Source organism: Gardnerella sp. DNF01198P (assembly GCF_049244165.1).
Lineage (GTDB): Bacteria > Actinomycetota > Actinomycetes > Actinomycetales > Bifidobacteriaceae > Bifidobacterium > Bifidobacterium swidsinskii.
This window is the reverse complement of the sequence record NZ_CP058382.1, coordinates 802,474-818,310: the sequence shown is the minus strand read 5'-3', so window position 1 is coordinate 818,310 and position 15,837 is coordinate 802,474. Positions and strand designations below refer to the sequence as shown.

Below are 15,837 nucleotides of genomic sequence, written 5' to 3'. Positions count from 1 at the left end.
AATGAGCCTGGAAGATATTCAAAAGCCTTTACATGATGAAACGCTTTTTTTAATACTACTTTCTGCATCGCTTGTTGTTATCTTTATTGCTTTTGCGGTTTTATATTTTTCTTTTAAAAAGCCAAAAAAATTAACTGAAAGTAGCAACTCTACAGAAGCAGTTCACGTTCATAATGTAAACAAACAAGCTTGGCGTAAAGATATTGATGCGATTGTTGAGAAGTATCATAACAATGAACTTACTAAAGATCAGGCTTGTGCAGAATTGGCTTCTATTGCTAGATCTTATGTTTCGAAGATGAGCGGTGAAGATATTCAAACTCACACTTTGGGAGAATTGGCTTCTTTGCGTTTGAAATGGCGCAATAAAAAAGGTGCTGATATGTTACGCCAAACAATATCTGCTTTGTATCCTCCAGAATTTGCTGATCGCAAAGCAAACGAGCAAGCGCGAAATACTACTGTTGAGCAGGCTGCTGAATGGGTTTTAGTATTGCTTGAAGGCTGGCAAACGAAGGACAAACGTTGATGAGTAATAATGTTTGGGAATACATATGGCCATGGAGATGGCAATGGCCTTTGCTTTTTGTTGCAGGCGTTGTTATTTCTGTAGCAATTTTTGCTATCTTACTAATTTTAGATTCCATTCGTAGCAATATTTTAAAAAAGAAGTATAAGAGTCAAACTAGTAATATTACGCGAAAATTCTATACTTTTACTTTTGACAATGATCTACAAGGAACTACTACTAGTCATTCATGGTATATGTGGCGAATGTTTAGAAGGTTTGCTGCGGCTGCATTGGTAGTATCTTTATGCAGTTCGCTTGCTGTTGCTTCTAGACCAGCCCGAGTGTTTAATGCGAACGAGCAAGTTAGTTCTAGAGACATTGTTTTATGCTTAGACGTTTCAGGTTCTGCTTTACCATATGATCGCGAAGTAATTCAAGCGTATCTTAATTTTATTGAGCATTTTCAGGGTGAACGCATTGGATTAAGCATTTTTAACTCCACATCTAGAACAGTTTTTCCACTGACTGACGATTATCGACTAGCTAAAAAACAATTGCAATATGCTGCAAATTTGCTTGGCGGAGTTCAATCGCAAAGTCGTATTAATCGTTTACAACAACGCCAATATCAGGAAATTTCTGACTGGCTTGAAGGAACTCAAAATCGCAAAAACGCAACATCTCTTATTGGAGACGGTTTAGTTAGTTGCGCAGCAATGCTTCCAGGTTTTATTTATGGTTCTGCTCATAATAACCATAAAATACAAAGCCGTTTTAATAGAAGTTCTTCCATTGTTCTTGCTACAGATAATGTTGTTTCTGGAAAACAAACTTACTCATTAAAGCAAGCTTTAGATTTAACAAAGCAAGCTAAAATTACTGTCGACGGGTTATATTCTGGCGCAAAACAGAATGAGAATGATGATGCTACGTTAGAAATGAAACAGCTTATTGAATCTCATGGCGGAATTTTCCTTTCTCAACGCAATTCTGATTCTGTTATTAATTTAGTAAAAGAAATTGAAAAAAGACATACTGCAATTCCTCAAGGCGCTGCTCAGTCTGCATTTAGCGACGATCCTGGTCTTTGGGTTTTGCTTACTGTGTTTAGCGTTGTGATTTGGCTAGCTATTGCAAAGAGGATGAAGCGATGACAACAACACTATTTTCTGCTACTACCCTACTGTTTGCACACGCTAAAATTGAAGCTTCTGACACTTCTCAAGCAGGTCAGTTGGTTTTTTCTCCATCATATGGCTGGATTATTGCGATTATTGCAATATTAGTTTTGTTGGCAGCAATGTTTTTTGAAATTGTGCCTATACGTAGGAAACCAGGATCAAGTGATGAAACTTTTTGCATGAGATTAAGACGTATTGGCATATGCATAATGCTAATAATTTGCGTGCTATCTCCAAGTATTATGCGTTCAACTTTACAAAGAGCAGTAAATGCAACAAACGTGATTATTGCTCTAGATATAACAGGTTCAATGAGAGCAAAAGACGCTGATTATGCAAAAAATAGTAAGATTGAGCGTATTGATGCAGCAAGGAATATTATTCGTCAAATAACAAAATCCTATGCTAACTCAAGTTTTGCTGCTATTTCTTTTGGTGCTTCTACGTCTGTCGATGTTCCATTAACGCCTGATGCTAGAGCAGTTGACAATTGGATAAATACTTTACGAACTGAACCAACTAGCGTAGCTACTGGAACTAGTCTTGACGCTCCTATAGATCAAACTTTGCTTACTGCAAAAGCTATACATGATGCTCATCCAGATGATACAACAGTTTTGTATGTTTTAAGCGATGGTGAGGAAACAACACAACGAAAGCGCCGCACATTTTCATCGCTCAGAGCTTATATTACTAACGCATTTGTTATTGGAATAGGCTCATCTAAAGGAGCTAAAATACCTTTGGAAAAAACACAGCTGCAACTTGACGACTACAGCGAAGACAATACCTCTAATCAATGGGTTATTGATCCTGCTACAGGAAATCCTGGAATTTCAAAGCTTGATGAAAAGAACTTGCGAAATATTGCCGATGAGCTTAGCGGCAAGTATATGCACTCATCTTTAAACGTAACATTTGGAGACGAAGCAAAACCAATTCTTTCACACCAATGGAGAATGAACGAGACAGCAAAACCTCGTTTGAGACCTGAACCAATTATTTGGCCGTTTGCAATATTTGCGTCGATACTTTTAATTTGGGAATTAATGTCGTGGTTTATAACTTCAAGGAAATTAGTATGAAGCACATGTCTAGTCGCACAATTATTCGCATTGTTACATTCTTATTCTTGATTATTGCGATATTCGTAGCGTATTTTGCTATCGTAAATTGGAGAGCACAATACACATATAATGCTGCTACTGATAGCCTTATTTCCAACATAAAATCTTCCAAGAGTATAGATAGCGACAAGAATGTGCTTTTAACTCAGCAACAGCAAACTGATGCGCAATTTGATGATGCTAAATCTCAAGAAATGATACTGCTTCCTCAACTTCGAAATAGTATTGACAAAAATGCTGAATTATCACGAAAGTTAACAGAAAAATTAAAGCAGAATCAAAACAATACTAATAAGCAGCAGAAACCGAAAAAGCATAACAATCATTTTAAAAACGATAATTCTAACAATTCTTCTAAAGATAAAAAGCAGTCAGATTCGTCTAAGCCTCAGTTGGACAATACTCAGCGCAATAAAGTTGAAAACTTGCTAAAACAGAACGATCATGTGGATTCTCAATCTTCACAGAATCAAGAAGACCAGCAAGGTTTAGAAAAGACAGAAAAACGTACTAAAACTGATGAAAGCAGCAATAAGCCTTGGTAATTAAATCTTCAACGATTATCTATAAGCGAAGCAATAAGCATTAATAACCTTTTAACCACATTGAATATTTTTTAGTGACTTTTCATTAATAAACGTGTGTAATAACGATTATGCACACATATTACGAATGGCAATGGCTTATACAACGCACTCAAGAGTGCGTTCGCTGCGTTATGGCAGAATCCGCAGCGACTGAATTAGAAGATTGGCAAGGGCTTGCAGCCGAACATTTTCGTCATAGTATGAAAAATATTTCTGCACAAGCGTATGCGTTATATAACATTCGCGGAGGAATATAGTATGTCTTGGAAAGTTAAGTCCTCTGTTGTAGGTGGAATGACGCTTAGCGTTGCTGATAGAGAAGCGTATATTAGTTTTTCCAGAAAACTCAATAATATTGCTAAAGAATTACTTACGCTAAAAAATTTATGGCTTAATGCAGCGATGGTTATTGCCGGTCAAAATTATGGTATACAAAAAGAATCAGGAGCATATATTCATGATTCTTCGCAATCATTTTTAACTGAAAGCATATGTCATGAATATGCTCATAAATGTTATTTAATGTCTCAAAATTTAGAAAATCTTGCTTTTCTTATTGCAAGAGCAAATAATTTGTATGAAGATGCAGAATTTCGTGCAAAAGACGAGTTAGACAATAAAATTTCTTTCTTGGCTCTTGCAAACCCTATTTTTGCTTTACATGTTTTATTCTCCGCAGGTCTCGCCGTTAATCAAGATAATAAAAATCATTCAGGTTTCCAAAATCTTGCTAGATGGTCCTACGCAACTAAGAATATACAACAAGGAATTATTCGAGGTCTATCGCAGCACCTTATTTTAAATCCTATTACAAGTTTGCCAATATTTATTGCCGGAAATGCGAAAGGCCCCATAAATAAAAAAGAGCGTGAAACCTCACTAAACTTTTTATCCAATGCTCAAAAATATTTATCACAAGCTATTCCATTTATTTCTAGTGCTCTTAGCTTCGTAAGCGCGCCTATTAATGATCGAAAGCAAGGTAATAATTTACTTCTCACTAAAGTAAATGAGATGTGGAGAAAACCTGAATCTGTTCTTGCTAGACCTGGACGTAATCTGCTTGAAACTTTAGAAAATTTAACGGAACTTGGAAGCGAAAATTTGGGCGTTAGACCACCACTTGTTAATCCAGATGCTGCTACTATTGCAATTCAACGTTTTAGGCGCAGCGATGGCAGTTCGTCATGGTTAGTAATAATTCCAGGAACTGACGGTAAAGCACACTCTCCTTTTGGTTGGGCACAAAACGCAGAAGTAATGAGTCATAGTTCTTTAGTTAGAAAACAAGCTGATAGCACTCGAATGGTTGTAGAAGCTATGAAACGTTCTGGAATTAAATCTAACGAGCCTGTTGCTTTAGTAGGACATTCTCAAGGAGGTATTGTTGCAGCAAGCATTGCAAGCGATTACGCTAAGCAATACAACATACAGCATGTTGTTACTGCTGGATCTCCTATTGCAAATCATCCAATTCCTAAGAAAACTTGGGTTACTAGTATTGAGATGGACGATGAGATTGTGCCTTCTTTAGATGGCAAAGAGAATCCTCGTAGAAATAATTGGGTGACTATTCACGGTCATGCAATTCATGTTAAAGAATCTAAGTGTTCTTTACCTCCTGGAGTCACGCGTTTTTCTGGCAAACAATATTCGACTAAAAAATTCGATAATGACGGAATATTCGTTAATGACGTTCCAGAAGAAGGAACTTTAACTCATGATTTGCATTACCATACTGCAGCTTATGAAGATGCTCTTCAACTCGGATCTAAAAGTGTGCGCGAGCAAGATCGACATTTTCAGAATACTATTAATGGCAAATTGCAAAGTACTACATTGTGGCAAGGAGTAATGAAAAAATAAAATAATTAAATTCTTATTGAGTAAAATTAAGCTAATTCGCAGCATGATGTAACCTTAAAACTATGAAGCTTACCGATATTTCTCCTGCAATAGCTCTGACTCCTCTCGATGGGCGTTATCATAATCAAACATCCGCACTCGTTGAATATTTAAGCGAACCTGCGTTAAATCGCGAGCGCATGCGTGTAGAAGTTGAGTGGATGATTCTTCTCGCAAATGGTTATGAAGCTAATCAATTCCAGCCAATTGTTAAGGGTGTTAATCCTTTAACTGATGAAGAATGCTCATATTTGCGTTCTATTCCTGAAAATTTTGATGCTGAAGGAATTGCTCGTCATGCTGCGCATGAGGCTATTACTCATCACGATGTTAAAGCTGTTGAATACTACATTGACGATGCGTTAGACGAAGCAGAAAATAAGCTTGGTCGTGCTACTGAGCTTTCAAATTTAAAAACTTTAGTACATTTTTCATGCACAAGTGAAGATATTAATAATCTTTCTATTGCGCGTTGCGTAAAGCAAGCTGTTTTAAACGTTTATCGTCCGAATTTAGAAGCGATAGTTGATTATTTAGTTAAGAATGCTAACGAATATAGAGATTTATCTATGCTTTCGTTAACTCATGGCCAGCCTGCTACTCCAACTACTTTAGGTAAGGAATTGGCAGTGTTTGCATATCGTTTGCGTCGTCAACTTCGTCATCTTGATACTCAAGAGTATTTAGGAAAGTTGAATGGTGCTACAGGAACTTTTGGAGCTCATTTAGCTGCTTTCCCAGAAGTTGATTGGATTAGCGTATCTCAAGAGTTTGTTGAAAATAGAATGGGTCTTCAATGGAATCCATTAACGACTCAAATTGAAAGCCACGATTGGCAGGCTGAACTTTATAGCACTGTAAGTCACATAAACCATATTCTGCATAATCTTGCAGTTGACGTATGGATGTATATTTCTAGAGGTATTTTTGTGCAAGTTCCTGTGAAGGGAGCTACAGGATCTTCTACTATGCCTCATAAGGTTAATCCTATTCGTTTTGAGAACGCTGAAGCTAATCTTGAGATTTCTTGCTCACTGTTTGACACATTATGTGCAACTCTTACTGAAAGCCGCTGGCAGCGTGATCTTACAGATTCTACTACTCAAAGGAATGTTGGCTCAGCTTTCGGTTATGCTCTTCTTGCTTTGAATAATCTTTTAGGCGGTTTGAAGTCTATTCATCCTAATAAAGAATTTATGGCAAAAGAATTAGACGAAAATTGGGAAGTTCTTGGAGAGCCAATTCAAACAGCAATGCGTGCTGAAGAAATTGCTGGCGTACCTGGTATGGAACGACCATATGAGCAAGTAAAAGAATTAATGCGTGGTCACCATATTTCACAAAGTGACGTAGAAGAATTCATTAAATCTCGTAACTTTGATGCCAATACTGCAGCTCGTTTGCAAGCAATGACACCAGAATCTTACACTGGATTTGCTTCACAATTGGTGGACTTTATTGATTAAGTAGACGGTAAAGCCATGCAATCTAGCATAAATCCAAATCTTGTTATTGAAGATACTCAGCCTAGCTTAGTACGTAGTTGGGCTGATTTGTTGTATGCAATATCATCAGTTGTAATTGGCGTTTTTACTTTGTTGTCGTCAATGTGTTTATCAGCAACGGCTGATGCTATGAAGATTGATGCACGAAGTGCTACTCAAATTATAGGATTATCTTTTAATAATCTTTCATTTGTTCTGATACAGCAAGGTCTTACTCTTATTGTTGTTGCAGAAGTTATTGCACACATGGTTTCTGACAGGCGTTGGATTGATACCGCTATTTCTGTTATTACGCTGTTTATAAGTTATGGTTCAGTATGGCTGTTATCTATTGCGATATTTTCTACACACAATATAGCTTTGATTGAATCTTTACAAATGCGGTCTAATAACACTTGGGCTGATTTGCTTCCAGACATGTATGCTGTTCTGGTTGCTTTTCTTACAGTTAGTGGTCCTAGACGCGAATATAAGCATGTAATGTGGGGCTGGAATGCTTTATTCATTGTTACAGCAATACTTCTATTTTCATCTTGGGATTCCTACTCTGCTATTCTTGTATCATGTTGCTTAGGAAGAGCAATTGGTACGCTTATTCGTTTCGCAAAAGGCACACGCAGTAAGGGTGCTTGGGGTGACGATATTGTTCTTGCTTTAAAAAATATTGGCATAGATAATCTTACTCAATTAACTCGTAGAACTCAGCAAGCTGATCATACTGGAGTTCTTCGTTCAAGTCTTGATGACGATTTAATTGAAAATTCAAGATTGTATGATGCAACAGACATCCACGGCATACGTTATGTAATTTCAGTATTAGATAATCAAGTTCATTTACCAGGTTATTTAAATCAATTATGGCAGTGGGTGCGTTTAGTAGATATACCAACTCGTAGAGATCGTTCTGCTAGACATTCTGTTCATCACCACCTTTCTATGCTTCTTGTTTTACGAAATATGCATTTGCCAACAGCGAATGTTTATGGAGTAAGCGACAGTGATAAATCTTCAATAATGGTTTTTCACGCTTCTAACGCTCTACTGCCTTGCAATTTGAACACTTTAACTATTGATGATGCAGCAAAATTAATGCGTTATGTAGATGCTGCTAACACTCGCGGTATTACGCATAGACGCATCACTCCTGAAACTATTGCTAGGCTTGAAGACGGAACACCAGTTATTGCAGGTTGGCAAAACGGCGACGTTGCCAGCGATGATACAAATATTGCACTTGATAAAGTTCAGCTTTTAACGCTTATTGCATCTTGCACAGATATTGACACTGCTCTTAAAGCTGCTATTAACACATGGGGTGCAGAAAAGTTATCTGCACTATTGCCTTTTATGCAGAAAGCTGCTATTCCTGCTTCCACGAGATCTTTGCCATCTTGGAATAAAAAAGTTTTCCAAAATCTTTGCAATAAGTTAAGTCAAATAGTTGCTTTACACACAGATGAAGAAGATTATGATACTGTGCGTTTAGCGCGCTTCAATATACGTTTCTTTGTTAGCTTGGTTCTTTCGATTGTTGCTGTCGCTGTTATTGCTACACAGTGGCATCCTCAGGAAGTATTTGCTGCCTTGCGTCACGCAGATAATGTAATGGTATTTATGTGCTTTGCTTGCAGCATGTTTGCTTGGATTGGATCTGCAATTACTCTCGGCTCATTCATGGATGATCAAAAACCTTCTGCACATGTTTTGTTTGCATCTCAAGCAGCTACTGGTTTCACAGCAGTTTCTATGCCTGCTGGTGTTGGTCCTGCATTTGTAAATATGCAATTATTAAAGAAAAGCGGGTACACTTCAGCTCAAGCTACAGCAATTACTAGTGCAGTATGGCTTATTCAAGCATTAATGACAACTTTAGTATTACTTTCTATAGGCGTTTTCACTGGTAAAAATGTGCTTTCTGGAATGATTCCTACTCATATGCTCATTACTTTCATTGGAATAATCACACTTATAGTTTGTGTTTTAATGGTTATTCCGTCCGCTCGTAAAGCAATTCGAAAGCATTATTTGCCAATATTATCTGATTACGGCCATCAAATTAAGGAACTTATTTCACATCCTATGCAACTTATTGCAGGCTCTTTTGGTGCTATTGTGCTTGTTTCATGCATTGGATTGGGTTATTGGATTTCTTTGCTTGCATTTGGATATTACGCAAATCCTTGGGAAACAATCTTACTATTCTTACTTGCTAACGCTGCTGGATCGGCAGTGCCTACGCCAGGCGGCTTGGGTGCTGTTGAAGCTTCTCTTACTTTCGCATTTACATCTGTAGGTGTTCCTCCAACAGTTGCTTTGTCTGCCACTCTTCTGTATAGGCTTATGTTCTACTGGTTGAGAATTCCGTTAGGCGCGTTTGCAATGAAGTGGCTCAGCAATAATGAGCTTATATAAGTGAGATTTACAAACATTTGTGTATTTTTATTAGCAAATATCGTATCTGTTTCTATGCAAGTGCGTTTTAAATAAAAAACAGCAAAAAATAAATAAAAAATATTAAGAAAAAATGCAAAAATGGCTACATTTGTAGGGAAAATGTACTAATATCTAGTATGAACGTGACCTTTGAAGAGAAGGTCCCCTGACACAAAGGATGCTGCATGGCATACAACAAGTCTGATCTCGTTTCTAAGATCGCACAGAAGTCCAACCTGACCAAGGCACAGGCCGAAGCCGCCGTCAACGCATTCCAGGATGTGTTCGTTGAGGCTTTACAGTCCGGTGAAGGTTTGAAGCTTACTGGTCTGTTCTCCGCAGAACGCGTAAAGCGTGCTGAGCGCACTGGCCGCAACCCGCGTACCGGTGAAACCATCAAGATTCCAGCTTCTTACGGTGTACGTATTTCCGCTGGCTCCTTGTTGAAGAAGGCTGTTACTGCCTGAAATTAAGCGTTTTTCGTATTTATTACATTAAACAAATACTATTTGCGCAAAAACAAAGATGGGCACTCCAAAGCTGGGGTGCCCATCTTTTATAGATTTCCTCGTTCCATTTTTCGCAAACGCGGCTCTGCGCTATCTTTTGCTCCCGTAATGCGGTAAACGTCAAAAACGCCTTCAATTTTACGGATAGCAGCAAGTAGAGTTGCTAAGTGCTGAGGATCTGCCATTTCAAAGGTAAATTGACTTGTTGCAACACGGTCATCGCCTGTAGCAATAGTTCCGGAAAGAATATTTACTCCATGATCTGAAAGAACGCGAGTAACATCCGAAAGAAGATGTTGTCGATCCAATGCTTCAACTTGGACCTTAACCAAGAACAAGCCTTTATCGCTAGTCCATTGAACAGGAATAACGCGCTCTGATTGAGTTTTTTGCAAATCGAGCATGTTCTGGCAGTCAGTCCTATGCACAGACACACCTTGGTTTCGTGTTATAAAACCAATAATCATATCTCCTGGAACTGGCATGCAACATTTTGCAAGCTTGACCCAAACGTCTCCAACACCCTTAACTGATACTCCCAAAGCACCGTTAGACTTATGGCTGCGCTCAACATGGCGTAAAGGCAATGCTTCTTGTTCTACTTCTTCTGCAACTTCATCAGCGCCCGCATCTTTTACTAAACGCGAAATAACATTCTGTGTAGAAACTTGACCTTCGCCAATAGCCGCATATAAAGACTCAACATTAGTAGGCAAATTCAATTCATCAGCAACGCCAATTAATGCCTGCTGCGTCATCAAAGTAGTTAAAGGCAAGTTACGTTTACGCATAGCGCGAGTTAGCTCATCCTTGCCCTCTTCAATCGCCTCAGAGCGGCGTTCCTTGCTAAACCATTGACGTATTTTATTTCGAGCACGAGGAGATTTTACAAAACTCAGCCAATCGCGAGATGGTCCAGCTGTATCCGACTTTGAAGTAAGCACCTCTACAGTGTCACCGTTTGAAAGTTTCGTATCAAGAGGAACCAAGCGTCCATTTACACGCGCACCCATCATGCGGTGACCAACTTCAGTATGCACAGAATATGCAAAATCAACAGGAGTTGCATCCTGCGGAAGCGCAACAATACTCCCCTTTGGAGTAAAAACATAAACTTCAGAAGCACCAAGATCTTGTTTTAATGAACCTAAGAATTCATCTGAATCTGGAGTCTCACTAGTCCAATCAGCAAGCTGTTGAATCCACTTAAGATTATCTGCTTCGCTAAGCTCTTTTTTGTCATCAATATTATTTTCGCGTTTTAAATCATCATTATCAGGCTTACTTAAAGCGCGACCAGCCTGACCATTAGCTTTGTACTTCCAATGAGCTGCGATGCCGAATTCAGCACGCCTATGCATATCCCATGTGCGTATTTGAATCTCTACTGGCTTTCCACCAGGGCCTACAACTGTAGTATGCAAGCTTTGATACATATTCAACTTTGGAGTTGCAATGTAATCCTTAAAACGTCCTGGAACAGGGCTCCATCGAGCATGCACTGCACCTAATGCTGCATAACAGTCACGAATAGAATCGACTATTATTCTCACACCAACTAAATCGTAAATATTAGCAAAATCATGACCTCGAACGATCATCTTTTGGTAAATAGAGAAATAATCTTTTGGTCGACCTTTTACCGATGCTTTAACATGTTGTTCTGCAAGATCTGCATTAATTTCTTCGAGAATTTGTCGTAAATAAACTTCACGCTGACCTGCTCTACGAGCAACTAAAACAACAATTTCATTATAAATTTTTGGATACAATACTTTAAAACTCAGCTCTTCAAGTTCAGTTTTAATTGCATTCATGCCTAAACGGTTAGCAAGAGGCGCATATACGTCAAGAGTTTCTCTTGCTTTTTTATGTGAACTTGATGGCTTAACATACCTCCAAGTACGAGCATTATGCAAACGATCCGCAAGCTTTACTACAAGCACTCGCACATCGCGGCTCATTGCAACAACCATCTTACGAATAGTTTCTGCTTGAGCACTTTCGCCATATTCCATGTTGGATATTTTTGTAACACCATCTACAAGACCTGCTACAGTATCGCCAAATTCAGCTCGACATTCTTCTAGCGTGTAATCTGTATCTTCTACAGTGTCGTGTAATAATCCTGAAGCAACAACAATTGGTCCCATTCCAAGATCTGCAAGAATTTGAGCTACAGCAAGAGGATGAATAATGTATGGCTCACCAGATTTGCGTCTTTGACCTGTATGCTGCTTTACAGCACGATCATAAGCTCTATGAAGAATGCTCATATCCTCATTAGGATGATGCCATTTGCACATGCTCAATATTGGCAATAATGGATTTTGAGAATCTTCGCTGATTTCACATCCGAGCCTATTGGATCCTTTTATATCCTCTTGAAGTTCACCCATTTGGCACCTCCTGGTACTTTTTACTATCCTACCTGCAATTCGCTCAATACACTACCAAAACAAAAAATACATACAATAAATCCGACTCAGTTTTAAAAACCGGTCGGATATTTATAAAAAGATTATTGTACGCCAGTGGAGCCAAAACCTTTATCAGAGCGATCAGATTCAGGTAATTTAGATGCGGGAATAAATCGTGCTTCTACATAACGTTGTATAACCATTTGAGCGATACGATCACCTTTATGGAATTGCACTGTGTTCTCAGGATCTAAATTAATAAGAGGAACCTTAATTTCACCACGATACCCGGCATCAACTGTTCCAGGTGCATTTAGCACAGTCACACCCTGTTTTGCTGCTAAACCAGAACGAGGATGCACTAAAGCAACATAACCTGCAGGTAAAGCTATAGCAACTCCAGTAGGAACAAGCGCTCTCTGGAAAGGACGCAAAGTAAAATCTTGGGTAGTTCTTAAATCGGCACCTGCATCACCTGCATGCGCGTAGCAAAGCGGCTGTAATGTAGATGTTTCATCATCGAGATACTTAATTAATACCTCAACCTGTTCGGGGCCAGTATAGGTCTCGTCATATGCCATTTAAGCTGCGCACTCCTTGCAAACAGGCTGACCATCAGCATTAGTTTCAGCTAACTGGCTGCGATGCTTAACTAAGAAGCATTCAGAACAAATAAATTCATCGCCTTGCATAGGGATAACAGTTACGGATGCATCTTCGTTACTTAAATCAGCACCTGGCAACTCGTAGTCTTCAGCAATAGCATTTTCATCATCGTCAATATCGCTGTTTGAATTTTGAGAACCTTTACTCAAAGCTTCCAACGACTCTTCGTCCTCATCTTTGCTACGAGGAGAATCATAATCCTGTGCCATTATGGTCCTTTCGTTTTTAAAGCTACTTACGCGCATAGCATACACGAATGCTACCCCGTATATTACACATTTTTTATTTTAAATAAAATGGTAAAGAATGCAGTGTATGGACTAAAGTATATAAATAGTATTGTTAAAAGCGAAGAAAGTGGTGCATAATGCTTGAAAATCCGCCAAAAGAGGCGAGTTTCGACCATATTGACGCAGACGGTAATTTGATTTTCATTTGTGAAAACACGCCGTTACGTATTCAAGTGGACGACACGCTGGAACGCGCCATCGCTGGTTCACATAAAATTACGAGTAAAAACAGCGATGAACATAACTCAGCAGATGCTGGCACAAATTCTATACAATCTAATGCAACATTGCCTATTTCGCAAATTCAGGCATTGATTCGCGCAGGAGTTGCACCTTCACATGTGGCGCAAAGATACAACGTTAGTGAAGCACAAGTTAGGCGTTTTTCTGCAGGCGTTGAAACCGAAAAGCAGTATGCAATTGAGCAGTTCCTTCTAGTACCTGCTCCTAAACAAAGCAATATGCGCACTATTGCAGATTTAATTGAAAGAACATTAGCTAAAGCACATATTGGCATGGAAACAGTGCAATGGAAAGCAACGCGCAGAGGATTAGAGCCATGGCGAATTACTGCTACTTTCAAAACTGCTACTCGCACTATTAAAGCTGAGTGGACATGGAACATGCATGACAACTCTGTTACATGCGCGAACCCTTCGTCTAGATTATTGCTTGGTGAAGATGTTAATGCAGCGGATACTTCTAAACAATCTCCATATGGTGGAGCTTATAGAGACACTGTAAGCATTAATTTCCCATTCAACACTGAAGAGCTTCCAGGAAATTCTATTCGTTCTGCCAGAATCGAACGAGCTGTTTCTCAATGGGAACTTAGAAACAGTGACAAACTTGCAGATGCACAAGCCCAATCTTCCTTCGAAAATCAGGACAATAATTCTGACATACAGCAAGTATTAGAAAAAGGCTATTCTAAGCGTTCTACTGAAACAAATACGCAATTTATTAAAGAAGATAATCCTCAGCAGACTTCGCTAATACAACCAGATGCTGAATTTATTAATAGAAACGAAACGAATAGCAAAATCGTCAATGCGTCTAATGAAGCACAAAAATCATTGGCTGCGAAAGTTCAAAATGCTGAAAAAGCAGATATTGTTAGTACGAATTTGCAAAAAAATGCTGCTGAAAGTAATCAAAATTCTGCTAAAAATAATCAAGAAATTAATACTAATGGCCAAGAAAAATCATCTTCTGAGCACAATAAACGTAAAGCTGGAAGAGCAGCAGTACCAAGCTGGGATGAAATATTATTTGGCGAAAGCTAAATAAGAAGTTTAAAAATAAATTTTTCGCTTATTAACAATATGTGTGACACTCTTAATAAAATTTGAGTGTCACACATTTTATTTGCTAAGTTACGATTTATAAAATATTTTCAATAATAGAAGCAAAAATCGCTTACACTAAATCTATGAGGCACGGAATATCCATTTCCATATGAGTCATCGATCCATGAACGCTAGGTAAACTCATAGCTTTATCAGATTGAATGCGAGAATCAACAATTGTGTAAGCTCCACAAGCTTGCACAATAACATCGCCAATAACATCCTCTGCCCTGTTGTTTACTAAACCAAAAATACCATCGTCAATGGCTTGTTTTTTACTGCGTACAATTGCATTAGTTCCAAAATATTCACGCCAACGGTAAATAATATCTTCAGGATTTGCGTCACTGTTAGCATACAACATTACAGAACGAGGTTCACCGCCAACCATCGATACGCCTTTTATCAGCTCATCATGTTTAGCAATATCAATTCGCTTATTGGGATCGGATTTAATCATCCCATGATCTGCAGTAATAACAATTAATGTTCCAGGAGCACAATTTGCTCGCAAAAGACGCAACTGCTCGTCAATTTGCTCAAAAACAGAAACCCACTGCTGAGAATCCCAACCATAATTATGACCGGTTTTATCAGCGTCACGTAAATACATATAAGTTAAACCTGGAGTTTTACTGTTATTAGCAGCCTTAAGAATGCGAGCTCTAGGAGTTCCAGCAGTAATATAATTTGCTCCACGAAAAGCAGCTTTGGTAAGAGGAGTATTTTCAAACTTTGGTAATCCCACGCTATCTGCACGGACTCCATTAGAAACTAAACTTTCAAATATAGTCGGCTCTTGCTGCAAAACTAGCGGATCAGGCGCATCATTAAATTGAATAAGCTGCGCAAGTTTACCAGTTTGAGAATTCTTTTGCGTGTAACCGGTCATGCAAGTAAGACCAGGACATGTGCCTGTTCCAAAAGTAGCCATTGCAGCAACAGTTGTGCTTGGAACGCACGTGCTAATTGGTCGTTGATTTATTGATTCGTTAAGCAAGGATCGTAAATAAGGAGCGTGACCTTTGCGCATAAGAATATTCCAGTATCCTAAACCATCTATTAACACTACAATTGCAGAATTAGATTTAGGGAAACCAAGACTTTCTCGCAAAGCGTGTGGATCGTTATGAATAGCTGTTTTAACAGGAGCATCTATTGCATCACTTAAAGCTGGAAGAACCGAAGATATATGTAACGCTCCACCAAGATTTTTTTCATTAAAATCGTAAGAAAAATTTTCATTAACTGCGGAATTAGAAAAATCACCGTACTTAACATTACCAACAAATTGCAAAAGATCATTTTCAGACGGTATTTCAGCACTCATACTTACTATTGAACCACTTATATT

General features: G+C 38.5%; 14 protein-coding genes. 10 read left to right on the top strand and 4 right to left on the bottom strand.

What is annotated here, in order from left to right:
• Position 1: 1 nt before the first annotated feature.
• The 9 genes from HXT44_RS03505 to HXT44_RS03465 all read left to right on the top strand — a co-directional run bounded on the left by HXT44_RS03505 (position 2) and on the right by HXT44_RS03465 (position 9,716).
• On the top strand, positions 2-529 hold the full coding sequence (locus HXT44_RS03505) for a hypothetical protein (protein WP_004111504.1): 528 nt from the start codon (positions 2-4) through the stop codon (positions 527-529).
• Positions 529-1,665 (top strand): vWA domain-containing protein, encoded by a 1,137-nt coding sequence (locus HXT44_RS03500; RefSeq protein ID WP_004111502.1) that lies wholly within the window; start codon positions 529-531, stop codon positions 1,663-1,665. The genes HXT44_RS03505 and HXT44_RS03500 overlap by 1 nt, the downstream gene beginning before the upstream one ends.
• Positions 1,662-2,777, top strand: a complete 1,116-nt coding sequence (locus HXT44_RS03495) for a vWA domain-containing protein (protein WP_004111501.1) — start codon at positions 1,662-1,664, stop codon at positions 2,775-2,777. The genes HXT44_RS03500 and HXT44_RS03495 overlap by 4 nt, the downstream gene beginning before the upstream one ends.
• A complete protein-coding gene (locus tag HXT44_RS03490) occupies positions 2,774-3,364 on the top strand; it encodes a DUF6466 family protein (RefSeq protein ID WP_033888760.1) in 591 nt (196 codons plus the stop codon). The genes HXT44_RS03495 and HXT44_RS03490 overlap by 4 nt, the downstream gene beginning before the upstream one ends.
• 110 nt (positions 3,365-3,474) lie before the next feature.
• Positions 3,475-3,663 (top strand): hypothetical protein, encoded by a 189-nt coding sequence (locus HXT44_RS03485; protein ID WP_004111497.1) that lies wholly within the window; start codon positions 3,475-3,477, stop codon positions 3,661-3,663.
• A 1-nt stretch (position 3,664) separates the two neighbouring features.
• On the top strand, positions 3,665-5,272 hold the full coding sequence (locus tag HXT44_RS03480) for a hypothetical protein (RefSeq protein WP_004111495.1): 1,608 nt from the start codon (positions 3,665-3,667) through the stop codon (positions 5,270-5,272).
• A gap of 62 nt (positions 5,273-5,334) precedes the next feature.
• Positions 5,335-6,777: an adenylosuccinate lyase gene (purB, locus tag HXT44_RS03475; RefSeq protein WP_004111491.1), complete on the top strand. Its 1,443-nt coding sequence runs from the start codon at positions 5,335-5,337 to the stop codon at positions 6,775-6,777.
• 15 nt (positions 6,778-6,792) lie between these two features.
• On the top strand, positions 6,793-9,228 hold the full coding sequence (locus HXT44_RS03470; protein ID WP_004111489.1) for a lysylphosphatidylglycerol synthase transmembrane domain-containing protein: 2,436 nt from the start codon (positions 6,793-6,795) through the stop codon (positions 9,226-9,228).
• 206 nt (positions 9,229-9,434) lie between these two features.
• Positions 9,435-9,716, top strand: coding sequence for an HU family DNA-binding protein (locus HXT44_RS03465; protein WP_004119480.1), 282 nt, complete (start codon positions 9,435-9,437; stop codon positions 9,714-9,716).
• Positions 9,717-9,805: 89 nt separating this feature from the next.
• Here the strand turns inward: HXT44_RS03465 and HXT44_RS03460 are convergent, their stop codons facing one another.
• The 3 genes from HXT44_RS03460 to HXT44_RS03450 all read right to left on the bottom strand — a co-directional run bounded on the left by HXT44_RS03460 (position 9,806) and on the right by HXT44_RS03450 (position 13,053).
• Positions 9,806-12,157 carry a RelA/SpoT family protein gene (locus HXT44_RS03460; protein ID WP_103014015.1) on the bottom strand — a complete coding sequence of 784 codons (2,352 nt, stop codon included), beginning with the start codon at positions 12,155-12,157 and terminating at the stop codon, positions 9,806-9,808.
• Positions 12,158-12,279: 122 nt separating this feature from the next.
• A complete protein-coding gene (dut, locus tag HXT44_RS03455) occupies positions 12,280-12,759 on the bottom strand; it encodes a dUTP diphosphatase (RefSeq protein WP_004111486.1) in 480 nt (159 codons plus the stop codon).
• Complete coding sequence (locus HXT44_RS03450; protein ID WP_004111484.1) at positions 12,760-13,053, bottom strand: DUF4193 domain-containing protein; 294 nt, start codon at positions 13,051-13,053, stop codon at positions 12,760-12,762.
• 158 nt (positions 13,054-13,211) lie between these two features.
• On the opposite strand from HXT44_RS03450, the gene sepH reads away from it, so the two are divergent.
• Positions 13,212-14,420, top strand: coding sequence for a septation protein SepH (gene sepH, locus HXT44_RS03445; protein WP_004111481.1), 1,209 nt, complete (start codon positions 13,212-13,214; stop codon positions 14,418-14,420).
• A 133-nt stretch (positions 14,421-14,553) separates the two neighbouring features.
• Here sepH and HXT44_RS03440 read toward each other — a convergent pair whose 3' ends face one another.
• A complete protein-coding gene (locus HXT44_RS03440; RefSeq protein WP_004111479.1) occupies positions 14,554-15,813 on the bottom strand; it encodes an alkaline phosphatase family protein in 1,260 nt (419 codons plus the stop codon).
• Positions 15,814-15,837 lie beyond the last annotated feature (24 nt).

Bases quoted from the DNA above. Each gene is read 5' to 3' on its own strand.
- sepH (WP_004111481.1), top strand. From the start codon at position 13,212: ATGCTTGAAAATCCGCCAAAAGAGGCGAGTTTCGACCATATTGACGCA.
- HXT44_RS03495 (WP_004111501.1), top strand. From the start codon at position 1,662: ATGACAACAACACTATTTTCTGCTACTACCCTACTGTTTGCACACGCT.
- HXT44_RS03460 (WP_103014015.1), bottom strand. From the start codon at position 12,157: ATGGGTGAACTTCAAGAGGATATAAAAGGATCCAATAGGCTCGGATGT.
- purB (WP_004111491.1), top strand. From the start codon at position 5,335: ATGAAGCTTACCGATATTTCTCCTGCAATAGCTCTGACTCCTCTCGAT.
- HXT44_RS03485 (WP_004111497.1), top strand. From the start codon at position 3,475: ATGCACACATATTACGAATGGCAATGGCTTATACAACGCACTCAAGAG.
- HXT44_RS03480 (WP_004111495.1), top strand. From the start codon at position 3,665: ATGTCTTGGAAAGTTAAGTCCTCTGTTGTAGGTGGAATGACGCTTAGC.
- dut (WP_004111486.1), bottom strand. From the start codon at position 12,759: ATGGCATATGACGAGACCTATACTGGCCCCGAACAGGTTGAGGTATTA.
- HXT44_RS03490 (WP_033888760.1), top strand. From the start codon at position 2,774: ATGAAGCACATGTCTAGTCGCACAATTATTCGCATTGTTACATTCTTA.
- HXT44_RS03470 (WP_004111489.1), top strand. From the start codon at position 6,793: ATGCAATCTAGCATAAATCCAAATCTTGTTATTGAAGATACTCAGCCT.
- HXT44_RS03440 (WP_004111479.1), bottom strand. From the start codon at position 15,813: ATGAGTGCTGAAATACCGTCTGAAAATGATCTTTTGCAATTTGTTGGT.
- HXT44_RS03450 (WP_004111484.1), bottom strand. From the start codon at position 13,053: ATGGCACAGGATTATGATTCTCCTCGTAGCAAAGATGAGGACGAAGAG.
- HXT44_RS03465 (WP_004119480.1), top strand. From the start codon at position 9,435: ATGGCATACAACAAGTCTGATCTCGTTTCTAAGATCGCACAGAAGTCC.
- HXT44_RS03505 (WP_004111504.1), top strand. From the start codon at position 2: ATGAGCCTGGAAGATATTCAAAAGCCTTTACATGATGAAACGCTTTTT.
- HXT44_RS03500 (WP_004111502.1), top strand. From the start codon at position 529: ATGAGTAATAATGTTTGGGAATACATATGGCCATGGAGATGGCAATGG.